We start from the raw sequence: 22,714 nt of genomic DNA, 5'->3' as shown, positions 1-22,714 counted from the left end.
GGGATTCTCCGGGGTCGAGCCTACGAGGGGACGCGGAGGTGCTCCCCGCCGGGCACCGGCATCGGCTCGTCCGGGGCGGGTGGGGCGCATGCGGGGCACAGGGTCTCGTCGCCGAGCGGCCGGAACAGCATGGGCTGGACGTGGTCACCGGCGCACTCGCGGGCGCCTTCGAGACGGTGGGAGAGCCGGGGAGCGACGGGGGTCGGCGCGGGCGGGACGGGCAGGGCGCGGGGCGGTACCTCACGGAGCAGGTAGCGGACGAGGCCGCCGGGCCGGTGGACGGGCGTTCCGGCGCCGGGCAGCCCCCGCAGGATGTGCGCGTGGACGTCGGCGGGGGTGTGCCCGGCGGCGAGCCAGCGGGCGGCGAGACGGGCGAGTTCCTCACGCATGCCGGGCGGGATGTGGCGGAGGGCGGGAGAGAGGAGGGGAAGGACGCCGATGAGGGCGCGGGCGTCGTCGAGGGAGCGCTCGTCCTCGCTGGTGGCTGCCGGACGGTGGGAGGTGTCTTCCGACGGGTCTTTCTCTGGATGACCGCCGGTCGGCGGGGTGGTCGGCGGACCGGCGGCCGGTTTCCGGGGACTCGGTGCGACCTGCGGTGATACGTCGTCGGCGCAGGTGGGGAGGGGTGCTCCGGCAAGGATCTTGGCGGCCTGAGCGGACGTCAGCGGGGTACTGGAGATGAGCTGCTGGGTGATCCAGCGGCCGCCGGGGCCCTGGACCCGCCGCTCGTGTACGAAGCCTTCGTCCTTGAGCTGGCGTTTGGCGCGGGTGAACGCGCAGCCTCCGATGCGGGCCCGGCGGGCGGTCGCGGAGAGCGACTCGCGTGCGCCGTGGGGCAGGGAGAGCTGCCAGGTGAGGAGCCGTACGGCATCGGAGTCGAGCCGGGGATGCCGGATGAGGTCGTGCGAGAACTGGCTGAAGGCGCGGGAGGGCGCGTTAAAGTGCCGGTAGATCACGGTGGATGTGCCGATCCATGAGTGGTTCAGGCCCTCGTCGGCGGCTGCAACCATCGACGGGGGCTGTTTGGCGTGACCGTAGCGTACGGAGCGTGACGGGGTCGACACGGTGGGCGAAGAACGCTCGTGTGAGTGACCGGAGAGGGAGGGGTGTGTCGTGGCGATGAAGACGATCGGGCTGATCGGCGGGATGAGCTGGGAGTCGACGGCGGAGTACTACCGGCTGGTGAACGAGTTCACGCGTGACCGCCTCGGTGGGCTCCACTCGGCGCGCTGCGTGCTCTACTCGGTGGACTTCGCGGAGATCGAACAACTGCAGGTCCAGAACCGCTGGACGGAGGCGGGCGAGATCCTGGCCGAGGCGGCCCGGGCTCTGGAGGCGGCCGGCGCGGACATGGTGCTGCTGTGCACCAACACCATGCACAAGGTCGCCGACCAGGTGGAGGCGGCGGTGTCGATCCCGCTGCTGCACCTGGCGGACGCCACGGCGGACGCGGTGAGGGCGTCGGGACTGCGACGGGTCGGCCTGCTGGGCACGGCGTTCACGATGGAACAGGACTTCTACCGGGGCCGTCTGGAGGCCGGCGGACTGGAGGTACGGGTCCCGGAGGCGGCAGGGCGGACGACGGTTCACCGGGTGATCTACGAGGAACTCTGCCGGGGCGTCGTACGGGAGGAGTCACGGGCCGCGTACCAGGAGATCATCGCGGCCCTGGTCGCCGACGGTGCGGAAGGAGTCATCCTGGGCTGCACGGAGATCGAGCTCCTGATCGCCCCCGAGGACAGCCCGGTCCCGATCTTCCCCACGGCAAGACTCCACGCGGCGGCGGCGGTACGAGCGGCACTCCCCGACGCGGGGTGACGGGGGTGATCCGGCCTGTTGGGTCTCGGGTGCGGCCGCCCTCGTTCCGAGTGTGGCGGCCTCCGCCGCCGCGTCAAGGGCGCTCCCTGCGGTCGCGTCGCTGCGCGATGGGCTGCGCCCACCCTTGACCCGGCGGCGGAGGCCGCCTTTTCACACTCGGAGGGCGGCCGGGGGCGGGGCCGCGCGTTCGGCCCGGGCAGCGGTTGGCGTTGGCGTGCGTCTGCGGGTCGGTGGGTGGGGGCTTGGCTAGCGGCGGGGGGCGGTGGGCCTCCGTTGGTCCGTTGGGGTGCGCGGTTGTTGAATGGGGCGGCCCGGCGGCGCTCAGCGGCCGCCCGTCGTCTTCGGGCGGGGACTCAGGCCCCGCTGGTCGCCCTTGGTGGGTGGTGAGGAGCGGTCGGCGAGTGTTTCTTGCACTTTCATCGCCCTATAAGGGTGATTCGCGCCGAATGTGGCTTAACTCAGGGCCTGTTACCCGGAGTAGTGCGCAGTTTCGTTCGTCTACCCCCCACCGGGAGTGACCAGCGGGGCCTGAAGCCCCACCCCGGACGAGCGCAACCCGCTGAGCCGGACTCCGACCGCCCCATTCAACAACCGCGCACCCCGAACCGGCCGACGGAGTCCCACCGGCCCCTGCCACAAGCCAAGCCCCCACCCACCGGCCCGCACACGCCCACCAACCCCGGCCGCTGCCCGGGCCGTGTGCGTGGACCCCGGCCCCCGGACCGCCCTCCGAGAGTGTTTTCGCTCCTTCCGGTGGTGGGTCAAGGGTGGAGCGCAGCGGAATCGGCGAAGCCGACGCGACGAAGGAGCGCCCTTGACGCACCACCGGAAGGAGCGACTCTCGGAAAGAGGGCGGTCCCACCAGAACCCCACGAACCCGGCCCACCCCGAGGCCCCTCCCGGTCGCCGGGTACACAAGCCCCCTCAGCGCTCAGAAGCATCCCGCCAGTAGTCGGCGAGCATCTCACCCGGCCACGTCGGCTGGGCCACGGGACCACGGGGGAGCATCTCCTGAAACACCGCGACCAGATCAACAACCTGAGTGCCGTCGTCGGCGTCGAGATCGACGACGTGCAGGTCGCGTCCGTCAACCTTGAGTAGCCTGGGGAAGGAAGTGGCGAGCCGCGCAGGCCGTCGATGGTTGTGATGGACGAACGTACCGGTCGCCGGCCACGCCGGGTTGTCGCGGGGGCTGCGCGCGTGCAGAGCGATGTCATCCGGCGATCCGAAGTTGAAGAACCAGGTGACCTGAAGGTGCGAAAACTCTTCGATGCCTTGCAGGGTCTCCAGTGGAAACTCGGACTTCAGGCGGATGACCGACTCCACGCCACCCTTGAAGTCGTCGAGTCGCCCGGAGTGGCCCCCGATCACGTCAGCGATGACTGGCACCTCAATCGACTGAGCAGGCACGACGGCCCCCTTCTTCCTTCTCGGTAGCGCCACTTGCGAGGGATGACGGCTGCGGCGGCGTCAGGGATGTGGGGCGGGCGGGAGAGCCCCGGATCAAAGCTGATCGTCGATCTGCACGCGTGGGTGGATGTTGACGGCCGCGATGCCGACGTTCACGGCTGCTGCAGATGACCGAGCAGCGCGTGGAGGTCGGCGGAGTCCATTCCCCATGGAGTGAGGTCCTCCTCCGGGTCCGCCAGCTCCCTCACGACCGGGTCGTCGAGGATCTGGCCCATGAACTCCAGCTTGCGGCCGAGCCGATCGTGTACGACCGCGTCGATCGTCCCCTCGGCGACGAGCACCGTCACGCGGGTGTCCGTACCCGGGGCGAGTCCCAGCCGGTGGATGCGGTCGAGGCTCTGGAGGTAGCGGCCGGCCGCGAAGTCGCGGTCGAGGTAGACGGCGTCGTGGCAGACGTGGTGGAGGCTGATTCCCTCGCCCAGCGTGGCCGGGTTGGAGAGCAGTACCATGCAGTCCGGGTCCTCGCGGAACCTTCGGATCTGCTCGTCCCGGTCCGGGGTGGCGCCATGGACCACCGCTGGGCGGAGCGAATCGAGAGAAGCCGCGAGCGTGGTCAGGTTCCTGACGAAGGTCGACCAGACGAGTGTCTTGCGGCCCGCGCGGGCGTTCTCCGTCACGGTCCGCAGCACGGCCTCGTACTTCGGGGACAGCTCGTAGCGCGGAAGTTCCCGCATGAGATCCAGCAGAGGGAGACCGGGGTCCGCCGGGCGCCGGGCCGCGAACAGTGGCAGGGGCTGGTAACGGTCCGAGCCGGACTCCAGCAGGGCGGGGTTCGTACTGGCCATCATCAGGTAGACGAGCACCTTGCCCAGCCGGGTGAACTCCTCCTGCTCGCGGTCCTGGAGGTCGGTGAGCTGGTTCCTGAGCGCGGCGTAGAGGCGGCGGTGCGCCTCAGGGAGCTGGACGTACTTCACCCGTATGTCCACCGGGGGGAGCTGGAGTTCGTTCTTCGTCGTCCTGGTGAAGAGCGGTCTCAGCACCCGGCTCGCGTGCGCGAGGTCCCCACCCGCCACCGCCTGGTCCACGGCTCGCCGCCCGTGCCCGGGCCAGACGAACGAGAGGAGGCTCTCCAGATCCTTGGCGCCGTTCGGCGCAGGGGTCCCGGTGAGGATGAGGCGGTGCGCGGCCAGTGGCCCCAGCGCCATGCAGCTGGCGCCGTACGTGCCACGGACGCCCAGCTTCATTCGGTGGGCCTCGTCCAGGACCATGAGTGCCGGGCCGGCCGAGAGCCACTCAGCGAGCTGGGTCTGCTGTCGGCTCAGCCGCTCGTAGTTGACGAGCAGGATCTCCGCGCCGCTGTCCTCCGACCGCTGGAAGACGCGGAGAACGGGTGGCACGGAGAAGCACGTGGCGGCTTCGTCGGTCCACGCCTCGTAGGCGGACTTCGGGCTGACCACCAGAAGCCGCCGGACCTTGCCGGCCTGCCGGAGGGCCGCGTACACCGCCAGGGCGGCGCGGGTCTTGCCCGCCCCGGGAACGCTGAAGTTGGCGCCGTGTGTGAGGGACAGCAGCTTCGCGATGTCGCGTTGCTGGAAACTGGTCAGCGGAGCCGTCCAGGCCGGGCCGAGGAGCGCGGGGACGTCAGAGGGCGAGACCTCTCCCTGTACCTGCTCGCCTCGCTGCCCCGCCTCCAGACGGGCCTGCACCGCCTGCGAGTCGCGTACCGACCCTTCGGCGAGAGCCCTCAGGCCGGGACTGAAGACGACACCCTGCGGGTCGTACCAGTGGGTCAGCAGGGGCAGCTGGGCGAGGAACTCCTCCAAGTCCACCTCCGCCGCCTGAGGACCGCGCTGGCTCCCGCTGCCGTACCGGGCGATGAACCGCACGAGATGCGCCTGGCCGTCCGCGAGGCAGCGGAAAACTACCTTCGTCCGCGTCTCGTCAAAGCTGATTCTGAGCGAGGGCTCTTCCGTGCCGGCCATGCTCAGTCCTCGCTCGCCTTGATCAGCCAGGTGACGCCCTCGCCGCGCGTGCTGACACCACGGCTGGCCTGTCGGGCCAGCTTCGCGAGACTGCTCCGGACCCTGAGCAGCGCGCTGTCGAAACTCGCCTCGTCGAGGCTTTGGCTGCCGAGCGCCTGCACCAGATCGCTCACGCTCTGGTCGATCGACGCGCGCGCGTCGTCGAGACGCTCCGCCGTGGTCTGCCTGACCTTCCTGAGCCGGTCATCCCGCTCCGCCGCGTCCAGCGCGCGGCGCATCCCCTTACGGGCTTCGGCGATCTCGCGCTGGGCGGCCTCACGTACGGCGTCCGGAGCGTTGCGGGAGGACCAGGTGGCGCGGGCCTTGAGGATCTGGTCGGTCACGGCCCGGGCCCGGACGACCGGGTCTGAGGGCGGAGCGACGGCGACGGACAGCCCGGGGATGGAGATTCCGGCCGGTTCTGCGGGGCTCTTCCCGGGGGAACCGGCGGCCTCGAACAGCTTGGGGAGGTTTTCCTCCAGGTAGACCCCCTGGAAGTCCTCTCCGATGACACGGGTCTTGGTCTTGGCGAAGTCCAGGATGATGGCCGCGATCCGGTTCTCCTTGACCCGCTCGGCCTGTTCCTGGCTCGAAGCCCGCACCTTCTCGTACGTACGGTGCAATTCCTTCAGGTTCTCCTGATGGCCCTCGAAGTCCGAGAGGCCGAGCTGGGCGCCTTCAGGCGTGGCGCTGCGCTCGATCATGTCCCGGATCACTCCGAGGATCCAACGCTCCTGCCGGAAGGTCTTGAGCTGGATGTGGAAGTCGCGGGCGATGTCGGCCGCCTCGCGCCCCATCTCCTCCTGCTCCTCCATGGCAATCAGGCGGTTGATGTAGGAGTAGTCACGACGCTTGTCGGGGCGCAGCTGAAGGGTCAGCTCGACCGCGTTGATGTCGTCCCAGGTGAAGGAACGGGGGAGGACGCCGACCCGGATCGAGGTGCGCCCCAGCCGGCGCAGGGCCGCGGCACGTGTGTTGCCGTTCACGAGGATGCCCTCGTGCGTCATGAGCCCGGGTTCCTGCTGGTCGACGGAGCGCAGGCTGTCCAGCAGTGCTTCGAAGTCAGGGTCCGTCTCGTCCGGGCTGGCGGGCTTTCCCCTCAGCAGCCGGTCGAGGTACTCCTGGCTCTCCACGCTCCAGGGATCCGACTCCAGCCCGCGGGCGCGCTCGGGGTCGTGGTCGCGCTGAGCCCTGATGCGGTGAGTCGCCGGGTTGTAATAGACATCGCGCAGCGGCATGTCGATGACACCGACATGAAGCGGACGGCCGTTCCACTCCACGGTTACGGTCTCGCTGATTCCGTCGCCTTCGGTGGACTCATGGAGCCGCCGTGCGACGAGCTCGGTGTTCTCCGGGCCCTTCGGCGGAAGAGCGAATGCCAGCATTCCCACGTTTCTCCTCAACTCCGGACCTCGGCCCGTTCTTTCTTCCAGCTCTCCGCCACGACGGGCTACGGCCGTCTGACCGCCGTGCGGACCGTCTCACGGGACTCCGCCGGCAGACTGCGGTACTCGCCCCACAGCCGCTCCATGGCGCTGAAGTCCCGGTGGTCGGCGGCCACCCACTGCGCGAAGAGCTCGCGCTCCACACCGCTCATCTTCCCCAGTCGGCCGAGGATGTCCGTCACGTCGGTCTGACGGCCCCGGCCGCCGATCCTGCACCGCCGGCACTCGATGACCAGCTCGACGGTCTTGCCGCCCGGCTTTAGTACCTCACGGCGGGCGATGTCCAGCTGGGCGGTCTCGACTCCGCCGTCGTACGCCTCGCCGGCGGCGATGCCGCACACGCGGCAGAGGTGGTCGTCCCGGTCGAGGATCTCACGGCGCTGTGGAGCGCTGATGCCGGCGGCGGCAGGCTTGACCCGTGCCTGGCCGGGCTTCCAGACCTCGGCCCCCTGCTCGACGAACCGGTGCTCGCTCGGGGAGAGGGTGGGGTCCTCGCGATTTGTCGCAATGACCCAGCCATGTACCCGGAGATCACGCATGCGACGGTCGATCTGCGAGGTCTCCGGGAATGCCTCGCGCAGCTGGGTCTTGGTGAAGACCGAACCCACGCCTACCTCGGTGACGAGCCAGAGTGCGCAGCGGACCATGGTCCCCTGCGTGCTGGTCCGCCACGAGGGAATGCCGGTGTCCACCACGATGATCTCCTTAAGGCCGACCAGGGGCCGGCGTCCGCGTGCGGACACCGGCGCCCGGATCCGTTTGCCTTCCATTGGAAGGGGGCGCCGGCCGGAAGATCAAGCTGTCCCGGGTGTTTGCGGCCCAACGCAAACATGTCGGGGCGCGGTCTGGCGGAAACGCAAACACTGGGAGACCGAGCGGTGCCAATGCAAACACCCAGGTCGGCGGAATGACTGGTTCCTGGTTGTGTCTGCGCATGATCGCGTCAGACTGATTGCTCGACAAATACGTTCGCCTCTGGAGGTTCGATGGCCGCTCTGGGCCAGGTACGGGAATCGTTCTGGGAAGAGTGCACCCCTGGGCGCATCGAGTTCGCCACGCAGTTCCGCGCGCTGGTCAACGCGATGAGGTCCCCCAAGCAGGGCGTCCGCGCGCAGCAGTTGGGTATCGCACCCAGCACCCTGTCCAACTACTGGATCGGCCGCCGCATCCCCTGGCAGTCGGACCTTCGCGTCCTCTTCGCGGCGGCACGGGCGCACTCGGCCGGTGACGCGCCGGTGACCCTGGCCGCCTTGGAGGAACTGCGCGCGTATGCGTGGCTGAACCGGCTCGACCGCGACGTCCACGCCGCGTCCGTCATCGGGGGGCTGCCCGCTCTGGCAACCGGCACGGACGCCTCGGCATCCGGCACCCCTCCGGCAACGGGACCGGCGCAGGACCGGCGGAACGTCGGGAACGCCGCGCTGCTGGAGAGCGGGGAGAACCCGGAGAGCTCGGAGATGCCGGGGTACTCGGCGCAGGACGCGGGGAACCAGGAGGCGCTGGAGGCCGCCGAGACGAGCATGGAGATCGCCGAGAGCGGCGCGGTGACTGAAACTCTGGGGATCCTGCGGGCGGCGCGGGCGTCGGGGAACCTCCGGCACCTCGTTGGTACGGCCTGGTCGGCCAGCAGGGCCTTCAGCGAGGCCGAGTTCTGCGCCGCCGTCGCCGCGCTCCACACCACCGGCGACGCGGACCTGGCCGAGGCGCTGCTCCTCGCCGACCGGCAGCGTGCCGCGGACGCCACCATGCGGCTCGCCCTCGCGCTGATGGGCGCCGGTCTCGGAAGCTCCGCCGAGCTCATCATGCGGGCCAGCCTTCCCGCGGAGGCCAGCCTGGGGCGCTAGCCGACTAGCCGACAGCCGTCGGGCATTTCCGAAGAACACCAGCACGGGGTGGGACGAAGTCGCCACTCCGGTCTCTGTGGCGCCCGGATCCGGACCGCCTCCTCGCTCACGCTGCACAGGAGTCCCTTTATGCTGCACATTTCGCTGGCCCTGATCGTCGGGATCGGCTTCGCCGTCTTCGTCTCGGTCGTCGCTGCCGCTGCTGCCTTCGCCCTCTCCAGGGCAGAGGGGGAGACGATGTTCGCCTCGGTCCGCTGGGGAGCCGGAGCCTTCGCCGGCGCGCTTACCCTCGGCATCCTGGTCCTCACTCTGTTCAGGAGTGTGGCGGGTTAGCCACCGAGGGCGCCGTGCGAGGCGTACTCTCCCGATCGCCCGAGGCGCGGTAATCCACCCGTGCCTGATGCCGCACACTTATGTGGGCGCTGTCTATTGTCGGGGCGGCCCATTGTCAGTGGGGTCTGTCACCCTCTGTGATGGCTGGTGGCACAAGGCGCCAGCCGGGGTTCGCGTATGAAGGAGGGTGCATGGCCGGCACTGCATCGGAGTTCACCTCGATCGAGATCTGTGCTGGAGCCGGCGGACAGGCCATCGGCCTGCACCGCGCGGGTTTCCGGCACCTCGCACTCGTGGAGATCGACAAGAACGCCAGGGAGACGCTGCGACGGAACATCGCGACGCGCCCGGACTGGGCGTGGGAGCTGCGGCACTGTGACCTCAGCCACTCGGACGTGCAGGAATTCGAGCCCCTCGAAACCGTCCGCCGGGATGGGGTGCCGCTCCAGCCGGAGGAGCTGGACCTCCTGGCCGGCGGCGTGCCGTGTCCTCCCTTCTCGCACGCCGGGAAGCAGCTGGGCAGGGACGACGAGAGGGATCTCTTCCCGCGCATGCTCGATCTGGTGGGAAAGCTCCGCCCCCGGGCGGTCATGATTGAAAACGTGCGGGGCATTCTGGACCCGAAATTCGAGGACTACCGGGACTACATCAGGGCCAGGCTCGCGGGTGGCTCGTACCGCGAGGTAGACGGGACCGTGGTCACCGAGAAGGGGATGAACTACCGGGTCTGTCACTGGGGTCTTCTGGAGGCCAGTAATTTCGGTGTCCCGCAGCTCCGGCCGCGTGCGATTCTCGTCGCCATCCGGGAAGACGTCCTGAAGGACGTGAAGTACGAGTGGCCCACGCCGACACACGAGGAGCCGTTCAGCGTCGCGGAGGCCCTGAAGGAGTCGATGGAGACGCGGTACGCCGCCCACTACGGCGGCGCCCGTGAGCAGGAAGCGCGGGATGCCCTGGATAAGTGGTACCGGAAGGCGTCGGAGCGACACGCGGAGCTCAGGGCCAAGGGAAGCGCCGGCATCGCCCCCACGCTCGTGGGCGGTTCGAAGAAGCACGGTGGGGCCGACCTCGGTCCGAGCCGGGCCAAGGCGGCCTGGAAGCAGCTGGGTGTGTCGGGCCTCGGGGTCGCCAACGACACCGAGACGGCCGAGAAGAAGAACTCGGCGAACCGCGACCTCTTCGGCGCGGACGGACCGATGTTGACGGTCGAGCAGGCCGCGATCATCCAGGGCTTTCCGCACGACTGGATCTTCGACGGGGGCAAGACGGCTCAGTACCGGCAGGTCGGCAACGCTTTCCCGCCGCCGGTCGCCGAGGCCGTGGGCCGCTCGATCATGGAGGTCCTGAAGGCCGCCCGGGAAAGAGACGCGCAGCAGTCCTGATCAGGGAGTGTCTGTGCCTGTATCCGTGCCCTCTTTCTCGGCACGGGTGCAGGCACGGCGCTTCTCCACTTCGGCGGCGATCCGCAGGGCGCACTCGGCGGGTGCCTCGTGCTCCCAGAAGCGGAGGACGGCCCATCCCGCCTCCAGCAGCCGCGCGTCCGTGTCCCGGTCGCGGGCCATGTTGCCGGCGACCTTGTCCGACCAGTAGCCGGGGTTGGTCTTGGGCGGCACGTAATGCTCGGGACATCCGTGCCAGTAACACCCATCGATGAACACCGCGACCCTCACCGGCCGGAAGACGATGTCCGCCGTCCGCCGCAGGTCGGCCACCGGCCTGGCGGCCACGCGGTAGCGCAGCCCCTGAGCGTGCAGCAGCCTCCGGACCAGTTGCTCCGGTTTCGTGTCACGGCTGCGGATGGCCTGCATATTGCGCCGGCGGGCGGCGGATGAGGCCCAGGAACCCGGCGGGAGTTCCGGCTCCCCGGCCGGCGGGCGGGTGTCCTTCTGGCGCGGATTGTCCATGGTGCTGGTTGGCCCCTACAGCGGCGCGGGGACGGTCGGCTGTTCCCCGGGGAGGGGAACAGCGTAGAAGAGCCCGTTGATTTCGACCCTGGCCCGGCTGCTTTCGGAGCCGACTTGAGTAAGGGCCGTCGAGAGCCACGATCCCTTTCCCGGAACGTCGAGGCCGAGTGCCATGGCGATCTGAGGGTGCGGATGCAGGTGCCCGAGGATGGCGATGCCTTCGGAGCGCAGCCTGTTCCGGGCGTCGCGGACCCGCTTGGGGCTGTCGTCCTGCCGGGCGACGGTGAGAACGGTGTTCCGGTTGATGACCCGTCCCTGAACTCGACGGAAGAGCTCGTCGGTACGCAACTGTCCGCTTCTTCCCCCGCCAGCTCCGAAGATCGCTTCCCGGTCGGCTTGGCTGGTGCGGAGAAGGATGTTCTCCGGAAGCCTTGCCCGGCTGGCGATCCAGAGGACGGCGTTTCGCCCCGAAGCCGAAAGCGTTCGCTTGCCGTCCCGGTTCCTGCCGGGGTTCAGCACGTCGTCGCTGATGCGCAGGATTCCCGCAGTGAATTCGCCTTTCCGGTCGTTGGCGGAGACGAGAAGGCAGATGTGCCCGTCGGCTTCCGACGGAACGGTCCAGTTCTGTCCGACGGTGAACTTCGAGTCGACCTCATGACCGGCGATTACGTAGTCCATGCTCCGGCCGCGGCCCAGGCCAAAGGAGCTCCTCAGGATGATCTCCACCTTGGTGCCGAGGTAGGTCTTCTCGGTCTTCTCCAGCGTGTCGATGTCGAAGCGGCCGGTGCGCTGACCGTCCAGCACTTCGTCGAATGCCTGCCGGATCGAGTCTCCTATGACCTGGGCCGCCTGCCGCTGCTCCAGCCAGGCGGCCACCTCGGAGACGGCGGCGTCAGGTTCCGGGGAGCAGCTCAGCCGGCTTGCCACGTTGTGCGCGGCCGCGATGTCGAAAGGAAGAAAGGATTCCTGCACTGCTGTCAGCTCCCCGGATGTATCCACGCCTCATGAGCGACCCGGATCACTCCGCCACTTGGCGCTCCCCGTACCCCGTGCCGCACCAGCATTCTGCCGGACCGCCCCGGGTCACTCCGCCCCGTGGCACTCCCCGTAAGCCCGTTCCAAGCCGCACCAGCAGGTGTCCGTCCAGGCCGGGGGCCATGCCGTCGCCCTGCCTCGGGCTGCCAGGGTCGTCGCGTACTGGGGGAGCAGGTCCGCGTTCGACGGGTGGGTGGATTCCGAGGCCGCGAAGGCTTCGTAGGAGGGGACCGTCGCGCGGACGATGCCCAGGTTCGGGGTGCCCGCCTGGGCGAGTTCGCGGAGGGAGGCCTCGATGTCCGTCAGGTGCGCGCGGTACGTCGGGTACTCCGCCTCCAGTTCCGGATACGCGGCCAGGAGCTCGTCCAGTTCCGGTTCCGGCCAGTGCAGGACCGCCACCGGGAACGGGCGGGAGAGGGCCGTGCGGTAGGTGCCCAGTTCCGAGCGGAGGCGGGTGATCTCCGCCTGGAGTTCCGCCGGGTCCGAGGAGCCGAGTGACCAGAGGCGCTTAGGGTCGTGGAGTTCGTCCAGGGGGACCTCCGCCGTGTGGAGGCGGTCCGCCCGGTCGTCCCAGTCGTCGTGGTCCAGCGCCAGCATGCGGCGGACGCGGTGGCGGGTGGTGAGGAGGGACTGCGTGGCGTGCGGGAGTTCCGCGGACGTGACGAGGAGCTCCGCCGCCTCCGTCAGCGTCTGCTCCGCCGCCTCCAGCTCGTCGTGGGCCTCCAGCGTCTCCGCCGCGATCTCCCACGGCGCCGCGTCCGCGGGCCGTGCGCTCCGGATGCCGTCGATGATCGCGCGGGCCTCGGCCTCGTGGCCGTACTCCCACAGGTTCGCCGCCTTGAACGCCCTGATCAGGGGCGGGTTCGCGGTGGCGGAGGACAGCAGGGTGTCGTAGAGGGTCGTGGCCGCCTGGCGGTCGCCCGCCAGTTCCAGGTGTGCCGCGGCCCGGAGGAAGAGGGGCTCCCGGTCTCCGGGGTACTGCGCTGCCGTGCGCAGCAGGCGCTCGGCTTCGGTGGCGTGGGCGGCAGGCGTGTCGGGGCGCATGCGCTCCACCGTACTGCTGTACGGGCCTGGAGAGTTGGCGGCCCAGCGCTTATCGTGCCCCGCGTGCGGGTCGGCAGGGGGCAGCGGATACCGGTCGTCGTGCAGTCGCGGGGGCGTCGCCGCGCGGGTGCCCGGCTGCTCTGGGCGTGCGCGGAGACCGTCGTCACCTGTGGCGTCGTCGTCCTGCTCCTCGTGGTGCACCAGCTCTGGTGGACCAACCGGCAGGCCCGGGCCGAGGCCCTGCAGCAGGTCCGCGTCCTGGAGCGGGAGTGGGACATCTCTCCCCCCGTCTCCGTCCCCGTCCCTGACCCCGTCACCGGTGGCTCCTCGCCCACCGGTACGGCCCCGCCCGAGGCTGCCGCGCCCTCCGTCGGCCCCTCCGGCGCTCCCGCCGGCCGCCCCGCCGCCGAGGACCCGGGCGATCCGGCGCCCTCCGCCGCCTTCGCCGTCCTGCGCATCCCGCGTCTCGGCCTGACCGTCCCCGTCGCCCGGGGCATCTCGAAGCGGTCCGTCCTCGACAAGGGGTACGTCGGGCACTACCCCGGCACCGCGGCCCCGGGCCGTACGGGGAACTTCGCCCTCGCCGGGCACCGCAACACCCACGGCGAGCCCTTCCGGTACATCAACCGGCTGGTGCCCGGGGACGAGGTGTCCGTGCGCACGCGTGCGCGTACGTACGTCTACCGCGTCGACCAGGTCCTGCGGCAGACCGCTCCGCGGGACGTGGGGGTCGTACGGGCCGTGCCCCGGTCGATCGTCAAGCCCTCGTACGGGTACGACGAGCCCGGCGCCTACCTCACCCTCACCACCTGCACCCCCGAGTTCAGCAGCGCCTACCGGCTGGTCGTCTGGGCGAAGCTCGTGGCCTAGCGGGAGGCGCCGCGCTGCCGTCGTCCGAGGGCCAGCGTGAGCCCCGCGCCCGCGACGGCGAGGGCCGCCGCGGCCAGGACCGCCGTGTCCGGGCCCGCCGTGGCCAGCGCCAGCATCAGTGCCACGCCGGCCGAGGAGCCGATGTAGCGGGCGGTGTTGTTGGCGCCGGAGCCCATCGCCGCGCGCTCCGGCGGAACGGAGTCGACCGCGAGGCGCGGCAGCGCGGCGTTGAGCAGGCCGCTGCCCGCGCCCGCCACCAGGAGGCCGGGGAGGAGCCGGGGCCAGGAGCCGGCCGGGCCCTCCAGGCCGCCGAGCAGGGCCAGCACCCCCGCGGCCGACAGGGTGAAGCCCAGGGCCAGCTGGTACGGGGCGGGGACGCGGCCCGCGAGCCGCCGGGTCTGCAGGGCCACCGCGAAGGCGGTGCCCGACCAGAGGACGAACAGCCATGCCGCGCCCAGGGGGGACATCCCCGCTCCGCCCTGGAGCAGCGCGGGCACCACGCTGAACAGTCCGATCACCGCCAGGCCCGTGAACAGCGCTCCCAGCGTCGACGCGAGGAACGCCGGCCGCCGCAGCAGCGCCAGGTCCACCATGGGGGTCCGGCTCCGGTGCTCGACCAGCACGAACAGGCCGGTCAGGGCGAGCGCGGCGAGCAGGAGGAGACCCACCCGGGGGTGGAGCCAGCCGTCCCGGCCGAGGGTGAGGGCGGTGAGCAGGGCCGCGAGGGCCAGGCCGAGGGCCGTGGCGCCCGCGAGGTCGGGGCGCGTGCGGGCGCCGGCCGGGGGAGCCTCGTCCGCCGGCAGCAGCCGTGCCCCGGCTCCCGCGGTCAGCAGCGCCGCGGCGCCGAGGACGGCGTAGGCCAGCCGCCAGTCCACCAGGCTCAGCGCGCCCGCGAGGAGCGGGCCCAGGGCGATGCCGGCGCTGACGGACGCGCCCCAGATCCCCGTGGCCCGGATCCGGTCGCGGCCCGCCGGGTACGCGGTGGCCAGCAGGCCCAGGCTGCCGGCGAGGACCGCGGCGCTCGCCGCGCCCTGGGCGATCCGGGCCGCGGTGAAGGCGGCCGTGGAGCCGGCGAACGCGCCGAGTGCGGTGGTGAGGCCGAGGGCGAGGGTGCCGAGGAGGAAGACGCGGCGGCGGCCGTGCGCGTCGGCGAGGCTGCCGGCGACGAGGAGGAGGACGGCGAGGCCCAGCGGGGTGCCGTTGAGCAGCCATGCCCGGGCGGAGGCCGGGGTGCCGAACGCCGCGGCCGTGTCGGGGAGGGTGAGCATCGGGGCCGTGTAGTTCATCAGCGCGACGGCGGTGGCCGCCGCGGTGACGGCGAGCGCGGCCCGGGGGCGGGGGGTGGAGCGGGGCGGGGCGGTGGCGGGCGCGGTGGACGCGAGCGGGGTCATGGCGGGAGCCTTTCCACCCGTAGGTTCGGTGAATGAACTCTAGGTCTCCCACGGTACCAGCTCAGTTCATTCAATGAACCTGAGTGGGTACGATGGTCCGCATGGCTCTCGGCAAGGACTACACCCACCAGCAGTGCTCCATCGCCCGCGCCCTCGAAGTCGTCGGAGAGCGCTGGACCCTGCTCGTGGTGCGCGACGCCTTCTACGGCGTGCGCCGCTACAACGACTTCCTCGTCCACCTCGGCGCCCCCCGCGCCGTCCTCGCCGCCCGCCTCCAGGCCCTCGTCGAGGCCGGCGTCCTCGAACGGCGGCGCTACCAGGAATCACCCCCGCGCGACGAGTACGTCCTCACCGACCGCGGCCTCGCCCTCTGGCCCGTGCTGCGCTCGCTCGGCGCCTGGGGACGGGGCGAGGCGCCCGGAGGCGTGGCCGTCCGCCACTTCCACCACGCCGACTGCGGCACCGAACTCGGCTCGTACGGCGAGTGCCCCGCCTGCCGCCTCCCCGTGCCGCCCGCGGACGTCGAGATGCGGCCGGGCGCCGGGCTCGACCGGGATCCCGCCGACCCGATCAGCCGCGCCCTCGTCGCGCCCCGCCGCCTCCTCGTCCCCCTGGATCACCCGAACGACTGACACTCCCACCCGATCGCGCGGGCCCGGGAACTCCGGGCGCGCCCCGAACGTCCTCCCGGTGGGAAAGCCGAGCGAGGCCCGTGGAAGGGGGTGGCGGAATGACGACCGGGAGCATCGCCCTGCGCGTCCTCGCGCCGCTGTTCTTCCTCCTCGCCCTCGCCGATCTGCTCCTCGCCGACGGCGGTGGCGTCCCCGCCGCCGTCGCGCTCGCCGCGACCACCGTCGTCTGCGCCCTGTTCGGAGCCCGTACGGCCCCGGCCGTACCGCCCACCGCCGTGCGCACCGCCCTCCGCGACCGCGAGCGGCGCACCGCCTTCCTGCCCCAGCGCGACCCGGACGCGGCGGGCCGCCGCAGACCCCGCGCTCCCGGCCGTCCCCTCCCGACGGCCGCGTAGGGAGCCCCCGCACCACCCCCGGGGAGCGCGCACCGCACAGGGCGCGCGCCCCGCACCGGACACCCCTCACGCGGATCCGTCATGCCGAGACCCGACCTCTCCCCGGCACGACGAGACCCCACGGAGGGCTCCCCATGTCCGCTGTCCTTTCCGCCTTCGGTTCCCTGGTCGAGCGGCTCGCCGACCTGCTCCAGCCGCTCTTCGCCGGCACCGCCACGGCCGCCGCGATCGTCCTCTTCACCCTGCTCGTGCGGCTCGCGGTCCACCCGCTGTCCCGGGCCTCCGCGCGGGGGCAGAAGGCCCGCACCCGGATCGCCCCGGAGCTGGCCGCGCTCCGCAAGAAGCACGCCAAGAACCCCGAGAGGCTGAGGAAGGCGGTCACCGAGCTGCACGCGCGGGAGAAGGTCTCGCCGTTCGCCGGGATCCTGCCCAGCCTGCTCCAGGCGCCCGCGTTCCTGCTGATGTACCACCTGTTCTCCGGCGACCGGATGGCCGGGCACACCCTGTTCGCCGCCCCGCTCGGCGACCACTGGGCCGACGCACTCTCCCACGGCGGCCCGTTCGGTCCGGCCGGCCGGGTCTACCTGGTCCTCTTCGCGCTCGTCGTCGCCGTCGCCACGTACACGTACCGGCGCACGAAGGCCCAGCTCGCCGCCCAGCCGCTGGACCTGGGGCAGCCCACGCCGGGCGCGGGCACCATCGCCAAGGTGATGCCGCTGCTCTCCTTCGCCACCCTGATCACGGTCGCCGTCGTCCCGCTCGCCGCCGCGCTCTACGTGGTCACGAGCACCGCCTGGACCGCCGCGGAACGGGCCTTCCTCTTCCGCGAGAGGAGCGAGAAGGAAGGGCCCGCTCCGCTTGCTACTCGCGCGTAAGGGTCCAGTGGCTGAACGGGGTCTTGCAGACTGACCCTTTCTCTTGGAGGATCGACCAATCCTCCGATGGCCGCACTCCATCGGCCGGGGTACCTCAGGGCCCTTTCCCGGGCCCGCCTCGACCACAGGGAGAAGTCCATGAAGCTGCTGCGTGTCGGCCCGCCGGGAGCCGAGCGTCCCGCCCTGCTCGACCAGGACGGGACGCTCCGCGACCTGTCCGCGCTGGTCGACGACATCGACGGCAGTCTGCTCGCCGACGCCTCCGCCCTCGACCGGGTACGGGCCGCCGCCGGTGCCGGCGTGCTGCCCGCGCTCGACGCGACCGGACTGCGCGTCGGTCCGCCCGTCGGCCGGATCGGCAAGGTCGTGTGCATCGGGCTGAACTACCACGGGCACGCCGCCGAGACCGGCCAGGCCACCCCCGCCGAGCCCGTCGTCTTCCTCAAGGCCGCGGACACCGTCGTCGGCCCCGACGACACCGTGCTCGTACCCCGCGGCTCGGTGAAGACCGACTGGGAGGTCGAGCTCGCGATCGTCATCGGCCGCACCGCCCGCTACCTGGAGACCGACGAGGAGGCCCTCGCGCACGTCGCCGGCTACGCCGTCGCCCACGACGTCTCCGAGCGCGAGTTCCAGATCGAGCGGGGCGGCACCTGGGACAAGGGCAAGAACTGCGAGACCTTCAACCCGCTCGGCCCGTGGCTCGTCACCGCGGACGAGGTGCCGGACCCGCAGGCCCTGGGCCTGCGCCTCTGGGTCAACGGCGAGCTCAAGCAGGACGGCCACACCTCGGACCAGATCTTCCCCGTCGCCGAGGTCGTCCGGTACGTCAGCCGGTTCATGACGCTCCACCCGGGCGACATCATCAACACCGGCACCCCCGCCGGCGTCGCCATGGGGCAGCCGGAGCCCAAGCCGTACCTGCGCGCCGGGGACGTCGTCGAGCTGGAGGTCGAGGGCCTGGGCCGCCAGCGGCAGGAGCTCAAGGACGCCTGATCCGGGCCTGGCGTGGGGGGCCCGGGCCCCGGCCCCGGCTTCCCGCCGGCCCCGGCTTCCGGGCCCCGGCCCTGGCTTCCCGCGGGCCCCGGCCTCGGGCCTCGCCCGGCCTCGCCCTCCGGGCCCCGGCTTCGGGCCTCGCTCTGCCTCGCCCTCCGGGCCCCGGCTTCCGCCTGCCCCGGCCCCGGGCCTTACCCGGCCTCGGTCTCCGGGCCTCCGGCCCCGGCCCGCTCCCGGTGGGACGGTGGCGCCCGCCCGGGCGCCACCGCCGTCCGTCGCCGGCGGGCGACCGTGCGGTACGTCAGCCGGTCCCGGCGGTGGGCGGCGTGCCCGGGGTGTACGAGGCGAGCAGGAGCTCCAGTGCCTCGACGACCATGGCGTGGTCCTCCAGCTGCGGAAGTCCCGAGACCGTGACCGAGCCGATCACCCCCGCGCCCTCGACGGCGAGCGGGAACGCGCCGCCGTGCGCCGCGTACCGGTCCGGGTCGAGGCGCGAGGACGCCTCGAACGTCGTCCCCTTGGCCCGGAACCGGGCGCCGACCAGGAGCGAGCTCACGCCGTACCGCTCGACGACCCGCCGCTTGCGGTCGATCCACGCGTCGTTGTCCGCACTCGACCCCGGCAGCGCGCAGTGGAACAGCTGCTGCGGCCCGCGTCGGATGTCGACGGCCACCGGCGCGCCGCGCTCGCGCGCCATGCCGACGAGCAGCCCGCCGAGCGTCCAGGCGTCCTCGTACGTGAAGCGGGGGAGGACCAGCCCGGCCTCCTGGGCCTCCAGATCGTGCACCTCCGGCTCGCTCACAGCGCCACCGTGATCCCCTCGCGGGCGGACCGCCGCGCCGCCTCCAGGACGTCGAGCGCGGCCGCGGCCTCGTGCGCCGTCACCGGGTTCGGGCCGGTGCCGCGCAGGGCGGCGGCGACGGCCGCGTAGTACGCGGGGTAGTCGCCCGGCACCGACTCGACCGGTGTGCCGCCGCCGGTCAGCGGCGACTCGCCGGCGCCGAGCCGGCCCCACAGCTCCTCCCGCTCCACGCCCCACGCCGTGCCCGGCTCCGGCCGCAGACCCTCGCGCAGGGCCGCCTCCTGGGGGTCGAGCCCGTACTTCACGTAGCCCGCGCGCTGCCCGAGCACCCGGAAGCGGGGTCCGAGCTGGGCGGTCGTGGCACTCACGTACAGGTGCGAGCGCACGCCGTTCGCGTGGGTGAGCGCGAGGAAGGTGTCGTCGTCGGCCTCGGCGCCCGGCCGGCGGACGTCCGACTCGGCGTACACGGAGACCACCGGGCCGAAGAGGACCAGTGCCTGGTCGACGACGTGGCTGCCGAGGTCGTAGAGCAGACCGCCGATCTCCGCCGGTGCGCCGGACTCGCGCCAGCCGCCCTTGGGAAGCGGGCGCCAGCGCTCGAAGCGGGACTCGAAGCGCTGGACCTCGCCGAGCGCCTTCTCGTCGAGGAGCCGGCGGAGGGTCAGGAAGTCGTTGTCCCAGCGACGGTTCTGGAAGACGGAGAGCAGCAGGCCCCGCTCCTCGGCGAGGGCCGCGAGGGCGCGGGCCTCGGCGGCGGTCCCGGCCAGCGGCTTGTCGACGACCACCGGCAGGCCCGCCTCCAGGGCGGCGGTGGCGATCGCGACGTGTGTCTTGTTCGGGGAGGCGACGACCACCAGGTCGAGCTCGTCCGCCGCTCCGTCCGTCCACAGCTCCTCGGGGGCGGCGACGACCCGGACGCCCGGGTGCGCGGCGCGGGCCTCGGCGGCCCGCTCGGGGTTGCCGGTGGTGACGGCGGCGAGGACCAGGTCCGCGGAAGCGGCGATCAGCGGGGCGTGGAAGACGGAGCCCGCGAGGCCGTAGCCGACGAGGCCGACGCGGAGGGGGGTGCGGGGAGTGCCAGTCATGCCCTCACTTAAACAACGGCGTTGCCAAAGTGCAAGCGGCAGCGACAATGGGCAGGTGGAGACGTATCCGATCGGAGTGGTGCAGTGAACGTGCCGGCCCTGCGCAGCCCCAACGCGGCGCTCGTCCTCGACCTGCTCCGCACGGCGGGCGAGGCCGGGATCAGCCGTCTGGAGCTCGCCGAGCGGACCGGGCTCACCCCGCAGGCCGTCAGCAAGATCACGGCGCGGCTGCGGTCCGAGGGCCTCGCCACGGAGGCCGGCCACCGCGCCTCGACCGGCGGCAAACCCCGGACGGTCCTGCGGCTCGTGCCCACCGCGGGGTACGCCGTCGGCGTCCACCTCGACCGCGACGAGCTGACCAGCCTCCTCACCGACCTCGCGGGCACGGTCGTCGCCCGGCGCACCCGCGCCCTGGACCTGGGGGAGGGCGCGGGGCCCGTCCTGGCGGCGGTGGCGGCGGAGGTGAGGGCCCTGACGGCGGGCTTCGCTGCCTCCGAGCCGCACGCGTCCGAGGTCACCGCCGGGCCGTACGCCGACCAGGCGCCGGACTCCGTCCCCGGGTCGTACGGCGACCACGAACGGGAATCCGTCCCCGGGCCGTACGGCGATCCCGTACCGGACTCCGTCCCCGGGCCGCGCGTCGACCACGTACCGGACTCCGTCCCCGGCCCGCGCGTCGACCACGTACCGGACTCCGTCCCCGGCCCGCTCCCCGCGCCCGTCCTCGGTGTCGGGGTCGCGATGCCCGGGCCGCTCGACCACCGCGCCGGAGTGCCCGGCCGGGTGACGGGCTTCCCCGAGTGGGACGGCCACCCCGTGCGCGAGGAGCTGGCCCGGCGCACCGGGCTGCCCGTCGTCCTCGACAAGGACACCAACGCCGCCGCCCTGGGCCTCGCGGTCCGCCCCGCCGCCCCTTCCTCCTTCGCGTACGTCCACCTCGGTACGGGCCTCGGCGCCGGTCTCGTCCTCGGCGGGGCCCCGCTCCGCGGCGACAGGACGGGGGCCGGCGAGCTGGGGCACCAGACCGTCCAGCTCGACGGGCCCGTGTGCGGTTGCGGCGGCCGAGGCTGCCTGGAGGTGCTGTGCCTCGCGGCCGTCGCGCGCGGCGAGGCGGCCGAGGCTGCGCGGATCCTCGGCGCGGGCGCCGCCAACGTCGTACGGCTCCTCGACATCGACGAGGTCCTGCTCGGCGGTCGACTGGTGCTCGCCGCGCCCGAGGTGTTCGCGGGCGGCGTGCGGGAGGTGCTCGCCGGGCTGGGCCTGACGGCGCCGGTGCGCGTGGCGGGGGACCGGGACTCCGTGGCGGAGGGCGCGGCCTGGCTGGTCCTGGCCCCGCTCTTCGGCGGCGGATCGGCACCGCGGGCGGCCTGAGTCCGCCGGGGCCTGCGGGAAGGCGGCGGCTGGTCCGCACCGCCCGTCCTGAGCCTGGCCCTCGCCCTGCCCGCACGAGCCAACGCGTCGTGGTCCGGCACCGCGCCAGTACGAGCCGGCGCGTCCTGAGCTCGGCCCTCACCCTGCTCCCGCTCGGCCCTCGCTCGGCCCTCGCTCGGCCCTCGCCCGGCCCTCGCTCAGCCCTCGCCCTGCTCCCGCCCCCTACCGCGTCTCCGCCGGTCTCAGCCCTGTCCGATCGTCGGCCCATCCGCCCAGGCGACCATCGGTCGAGACGCCCATCAGCCCAGACGCCCATCAGCCGAAACGCTCATCGGACCGTACGACTGTAGGCCGATCGGGCGGATCGGCCGGGCCGTCCGGGGGTGGCCGCGGTGTCGCCGTCCGGGCCCCGGGCCGCTGGCATGGCAGCGTCGCGGCCGACCCGTACGCCCGCGAGCAGCGAAGGCCCTCACCCCATGCCCTCCGCACCCCTGCGACCCCGCACCCCCCGTTCCCTCGCCACGGCGGCCGTGCTGGCGGCCACCGCGACGGCCCAGCTCGCCCTGGCGCCGCCCGTCCCGGCCGCGCCCGACCCCTCGGGGCCTCCCGCGACCGCCCCCGCCCCGGCGCAGGCCGCCCCCGCCATCCCCGCCCCCGATCCCCCCGCGCCCACCTGCGGCGCCTCCTCCGGATCCGCGTTCCCCCTCGACACCCGGATCCAGGGCGGTCCGTCGGAGTACCCGGCCGGCGGCGGCCTCCAGGAGTGGAAGCTCGACCTCACCAACACCACCGACGGACTCTGCTCCGGGATCCACCCCGTGCTCGTCCTCACCGACGAGCAGGGGAGGCTGCGGCCCGAGCAGATCCGGTTCGAGTTCTACGACGGCGGCGCCGCGCGCTGGCGGCCGGTGGCCTTCGAGGCGACCGAACAGGCCGAGAACGTCGGTGCGTTCACCGGCTTCGACGGCTTCGTGGTGCCCTCGAAGGAGACCCTCTCGGTCTCCGTGCGACTCGGCTTCCGCGCGGAGGCCGCCCCCGACGAGGTCGTCGTGAAGGCGGCGGTCGTCCAGCGCCGGGGCGCCGACGGGGACTGGGTCGGCGAGTCGGACGACTACCGGCTGACCGTGGGCCCCGCCGCCCCGGCCCCCGCCTCCCCGGCGCCCTCCGACGGCACCGGCACCGAAGAACCCGCACCTGACACATCCGGCACGTCCGCTCCGGCGACCCCCTCGCGGCCCCCCACCGTGAGTCCCCGCCCGCCGGGCACCGCCACCGCGAGCCCCGACGACCTCGTGCTCGCCGGGCCGGACGACGAACTCGCCAGTACGGGAAGGGAGTCGGAGCGGAAGGCCGCGCTCGTCGCCGCGCTCGCGGGCGGCCTCGTCGTCCTCGGCGCCGTCCTCGTCCGGATCGCCCGCCGCCGCCGGCACCGGTGAGACATGC

General features: G+C 72.4%; 22 protein-coding genes. 11 read left to right on the top strand and 11 right to left on the bottom strand.

All coding sequences use genetic code 11. The features are described 5' to 3' along the window. Positions 1 to 20: 20 nt before the first annotated feature. Positions 21 to 1,010, bottom strand: coding sequence for a hypothetical protein (locus tag ACF09E_RS07855; protein WP_392204349.1), 990 nt, complete (start codon positions 1,008 to 1,010; stop codon positions 21 to 23). A gap of 109 nt (positions 1,011 to 1,119) precedes the next feature. Here ACF09E_RS07855 and ACF09E_RS07850 point away from each other — a divergent pair, with 109 nt between their 5' ends. Beyond that, positions 1,120 to 1,818, top strand: a complete 699-nt coding sequence (locus ACF09E_RS07850; protein WP_392204442.1) for an aspartate/glutamate racemase family protein — start codon at positions 1,120 to 1,122, stop codon at positions 1,816 to 1,818. 924 nt (positions 1,819 to 2,742) lie between these two features. Here the strand turns inward: ACF09E_RS07850 and ACF09E_RS07845 are convergent. The 4 genes from ACF09E_RS07845 to ACF09E_RS07830 form a co-directional block, all read right to left on the bottom strand. Next, positions 2,743 to 3,228, bottom strand: a complete 486-nt coding sequence (locus ACF09E_RS07845; protein WP_392204348.1) for a TrmO family methyltransferase — start codon at positions 3,226 to 3,228, stop codon at positions 2,743 to 2,745. Positions 3,229 to 3,380: 152 nt separating this feature from the next. After that, complete coding sequence (locus ACF09E_RS07840; protein ID WP_392204347.1) at positions 3,381 to 5,210, bottom strand: DEAD/DEAH box helicase; 1,830 nt, start codon at positions 5,208 to 5,210, stop codon at positions 3,381 to 3,383. 2 nt (positions 5,211 to 5,212) lie between these two features. After that, positions 5,213 to 6,652, bottom strand: a complete 1,440-nt coding sequence (locus ACF09E_RS07835; protein WP_392204346.1) for a transcriptional regulator — start codon at positions 6,650 to 6,652, stop codon at positions 5,213 to 5,215. A 47-nt stretch (positions 6,653 to 6,699) separates the two neighbouring features. Continuing rightward, positions 6,700 to 7,389 carry a hypothetical protein gene (locus tag ACF09E_RS07830; protein ID WP_392204345.1) on the bottom strand — a complete coding sequence of 230 codons (690 nt, stop codon included), beginning with the start codon at positions 7,387 to 7,389 and terminating at the stop codon, positions 6,700 to 6,702. A gap of 291 nt (positions 7,390 to 7,680) precedes the next feature. Between ACF09E_RS07830 and ACF09E_RS07825 the strand changes: the two genes are divergently transcribed. The 3 genes from ACF09E_RS07825 (at position 7,681) to ACF09E_RS07815 (ending at position 10,253) form a co-directional block, all read left to right on the top strand. Further along, positions 7,681 to 8,538, top strand: coding sequence for a hypothetical protein (locus ACF09E_RS07825; RefSeq protein ID WP_392204344.1), 858 nt, complete (start codon positions 7,681 to 7,683; stop codon positions 8,536 to 8,538). 129 nt (positions 8,539 to 8,667) lie between these two features. Beyond that, positions 8,668 to 8,871 (top strand): hypothetical protein, encoded by a 204-nt coding sequence (locus tag ACF09E_RS07820; protein ID WP_392204343.1) that lies wholly within the window; start codon positions 8,668 to 8,670, stop codon positions 8,869 to 8,871. A gap of 191 nt (positions 8,872 to 9,062) precedes the next feature. Further along, positions 9,063 to 10,253, top strand: a complete 1,191-nt coding sequence (locus ACF09E_RS07815; RefSeq protein ID WP_392204342.1) for a DNA cytosine methyltransferase — start codon at positions 9,063 to 9,065, stop codon at positions 10,251 to 10,253. Here the strand turns inward: ACF09E_RS07815 and ACF09E_RS07810 are convergent, their stop codons facing one another. The 3 genes from ACF09E_RS07810 to ACF09E_RS07800 all read right to left on the bottom strand — a co-directional run bounded on the left by ACF09E_RS07810 (position 10,254) and on the right by ACF09E_RS07800 (position 12,854). After that, on the bottom strand, positions 10,254 to 10,775 hold the full coding sequence (locus ACF09E_RS07810) for a very short patch repair endonuclease (protein WP_392204341.1): 522 nt from the start codon (positions 10,773 to 10,775) through the stop codon (positions 10,254 to 10,256). A 15-nt stretch (positions 10,776 to 10,790) separates the two neighbouring features. Then, entirely contained in the window at positions 10,791 to 11,747 is a 957-nt protein-coding gene (locus ACF09E_RS07805) for a NaeI family type II restriction endonuclease (protein WP_392204340.1), read from the bottom strand. 111 nt (positions 11,748 to 11,858) lie between these two features. Next, positions 11,859 to 12,854 carry an SEC-C metal-binding domain-containing protein gene (locus ACF09E_RS07800; protein ID WP_392204339.1) on the bottom strand — a complete coding sequence of 332 codons (996 nt, stop codon included), beginning with the start codon at positions 12,852 to 12,854 and terminating at the stop codon, positions 11,859 to 11,861. Between the two features lie 63 nt (positions 12,855 to 12,917). Between ACF09E_RS07800 and ACF09E_RS07795 the strand changes: the two genes are divergently transcribed. Beyond that, positions 12,918 to 13,724 (top strand): class E sortase, encoded by an 807-nt coding sequence (locus tag ACF09E_RS07795; RefSeq protein ID WP_392204338.1) that lies wholly within the window; start codon positions 12,918 to 12,920, stop codon positions 13,722 to 13,724. Here the strand turns inward: ACF09E_RS07795 and ACF09E_RS07790 are convergent. Next, complete coding sequence (locus tag ACF09E_RS07790) at positions 13,721 to 15,115, bottom strand: MFS transporter (protein WP_392204337.1); 1,395 nt, start codon at positions 15,113 to 15,115, stop codon at positions 13,721 to 13,723. The two genes, ACF09E_RS07795 and ACF09E_RS07790, sit on opposite strands and share 4 nt — an antisense overlap. Before the next feature lie 101 nt (positions 15,116 to 15,216). On the opposite strand from ACF09E_RS07790, the gene ACF09E_RS07785 reads away from it, so the two are divergent. The 4 genes from ACF09E_RS07785 (at position 15,217) to ACF09E_RS07770 (ending at position 18,013) form a co-directional block, all read left to right on the top strand. Then, the gene (locus tag ACF09E_RS07785) at positions 15,217 to 15,747 is read left to right on the top strand and encodes a winged helix-turn-helix transcriptional regulator (protein ID WP_392204336.1); all 531 of its coding nucleotides are present in this window, start codon (positions 15,217 to 15,219) and stop codon (positions 15,745 to 15,747) included. A gap of 98 nt (positions 15,748 to 15,845) precedes the next feature. Then, positions 15,846 to 16,142, top strand: a complete 297-nt coding sequence (locus tag ACF09E_RS07780; protein WP_361854945.1) for a DUF6412 domain-containing protein — start codon at positions 15,846 to 15,848, stop codon at positions 16,140 to 16,142. A 134-nt stretch (positions 16,143 to 16,276) separates the two neighbouring features. After that, the gene (locus tag ACF09E_RS07775) at positions 16,277 to 17,017 is read left to right on the top strand and encodes a YidC/Oxa1 family membrane protein insertase (RefSeq protein WP_392204335.1); all 741 of its coding nucleotides are present in this window, start codon (positions 16,277 to 16,279) and stop codon (positions 17,015 to 17,017) included. Between the two features lie 138 nt (positions 17,018 to 17,155). Further along, on the top strand, positions 17,156 to 18,013 hold the full coding sequence (locus tag ACF09E_RS07770; RefSeq protein ID WP_392043330.1) for a fumarylacetoacetate hydrolase family protein: 858 nt from the start codon (positions 17,156 to 17,158) through the stop codon (positions 18,011 to 18,013). Between the two features lie 301 nt (positions 18,014 to 18,314). Here the strand turns inward: ACF09E_RS07770 and ACF09E_RS07765 are convergent, their stop codons facing one another. Together ACF09E_RS07765 and ACF09E_RS07760 are read right to left on the bottom strand one after the other, a co-directional pair. Then, positions 18,315 to 18,815, bottom strand: coding sequence for a heme-degrading domain-containing protein (locus ACF09E_RS07765; protein ID WP_392204334.1), 501 nt, complete (start codon positions 18,813 to 18,815; stop codon positions 18,315 to 18,317). Further along, positions 18,812 to 19,900: a Gfo/Idh/MocA family oxidoreductase gene (locus tag ACF09E_RS07760; RefSeq protein WP_392204333.1), complete on the bottom strand. Its 1,089-nt coding sequence runs from the start codon at positions 19,898 to 19,900 to the stop codon at positions 18,812 to 18,814. Before ACF09E_RS07760 ends, ACF09E_RS07765 begins: the two co-directional genes overlap by 4 nt. Before the next feature lie 84 nt (positions 19,901 to 19,984). On the opposite strand from ACF09E_RS07760, the gene ACF09E_RS07755 reads away from it, so the two are divergent. Both ACF09E_RS07755 and ACF09E_RS07750 read left to right on the top strand, forming a co-directional pair. Next, positions 19,985 to 21,271, top strand: coding sequence for an ROK family protein (locus tag ACF09E_RS07755; RefSeq protein WP_392204332.1), 1,287 nt, complete (start codon positions 19,985 to 19,987; stop codon positions 21,269 to 21,271). 476 nt (positions 21,272 to 21,747) lie between these two features. Then, positions 21,748 to 22,707 carry a hypothetical protein gene (locus ACF09E_RS07750; protein ID WP_392204331.1) on the top strand — a complete coding sequence of 320 codons (960 nt, stop codon included), beginning with the start codon at positions 21,748 to 21,750 and terminating at the stop codon, positions 22,705 to 22,707. Positions 22,708 to 22,714 lie beyond the last annotated feature (7 nt).

It is taken from the genome of Streptomyces sp. NPDC014891 (genome assembly GCF_043081085.1).
GTDB lineage: Bacteria > Actinomycetota > Actinomycetes > Streptomycetales > Streptomycetaceae > Streptomyces.
The sequence above is the reverse complement of the archived record's forward strand: the minus strand, read 5'-3'. Positions and strand labels throughout refer to the sequence as shown.

What these genes read in the sequence shown, in the direction of transcription:
- ACF09E_RS07855 (WP_392204349.1), bottom strand. Translation starts at nt 1,010, where the DNA reads ATGGTTGCAGCCGCCGACGAGGGCCTGAACCACTCATGGATCGGCACA.
- ACF09E_RS07750 (WP_392204331.1), top strand. Translation starts at nt 21,748, where the DNA reads ATGCCCTCCGCACCCCTGCGACCCCGCACCCCCCGTTCCCTCGCCACG.
- ACF09E_RS07810 (WP_392204341.1), bottom strand. Translation starts at nt 10,775, where the DNA reads ATGGACAATCCGCGCCAGAAGGACACCCGCCCGCCGGCCGGGGAGCCG.
- ACF09E_RS07770 (WP_392043330.1), top strand. Translation starts at nt 17,156, where the DNA reads ATGAAGCTGCTGCGTGTCGGCCCGCCGGGAGCCGAGCGTCCCGCCCTG.
- ACF09E_RS07840 (WP_392204347.1), bottom strand. Translation starts at nt 5,210, where the DNA reads ATGGCCGGCACGGAAGAGCCCTCGCTCAGAATCAGCTTTGACGAGACG.
- ACF09E_RS07800 (WP_392204339.1), bottom strand. Translation starts at nt 12,854, where the DNA reads ATGCGCCCCGACACGCCTGCCGCCCACGCCACCGAAGCCGAGCGCCTG.
- ACF09E_RS07760 (WP_392204333.1), bottom strand. Translation starts at nt 19,900, where the DNA reads ATGACTGGCACTCCCCGCACCCCCCTCCGCGTCGGCCTCGTCGGCTAC.
- ACF09E_RS07815 (WP_392204342.1), top strand. Translation starts at nt 9,063, where the DNA reads ATGGCCGGCACTGCATCGGAGTTCACCTCGATCGAGATCTGTGCTGGA.
- ACF09E_RS07785 (WP_392204336.1), top strand. Translation starts at nt 15,217, where the DNA reads ATGGCTCTCGGCAAGGACTACACCCACCAGCAGTGCTCCATCGCCCGC.
- ACF09E_RS07820 (WP_392204343.1), top strand. Translation starts at nt 8,668, where the DNA reads ATGCTGCACATTTCGCTGGCCCTGATCGTCGGGATCGGCTTCGCCGTC.
- ACF09E_RS07780 (WP_361854945.1), top strand. Translation starts at nt 15,846, where the DNA reads ATGACGACCGGGAGCATCGCCCTGCGCGTCCTCGCGCCGCTGTTCTTC.
- ACF09E_RS07775 (WP_392204335.1), top strand. Translation starts at nt 16,277, where the DNA reads ATGTCCGCTGTCCTTTCCGCCTTCGGTTCCCTGGTCGAGCGGCTCGCC.
- ACF09E_RS07825 (WP_392204344.1), top strand. Translation starts at nt 7,681, where the DNA reads ATGGCCGCTCTGGGCCAGGTACGGGAATCGTTCTGGGAAGAGTGCACC.
- ACF09E_RS07850 (WP_392204442.1), top strand. Translation starts at nt 1,120, where the DNA reads ATGAAGACGATCGGGCTGATCGGCGGGATGAGCTGGGAGTCGACGGCG.
- ACF09E_RS07790 (WP_392204337.1), bottom strand. Translation starts at nt 15,115, where the DNA reads ATGACCCCGCTCGCGTCCACCGCGCCCGCCACCGCCCCGCCCCGCTCC.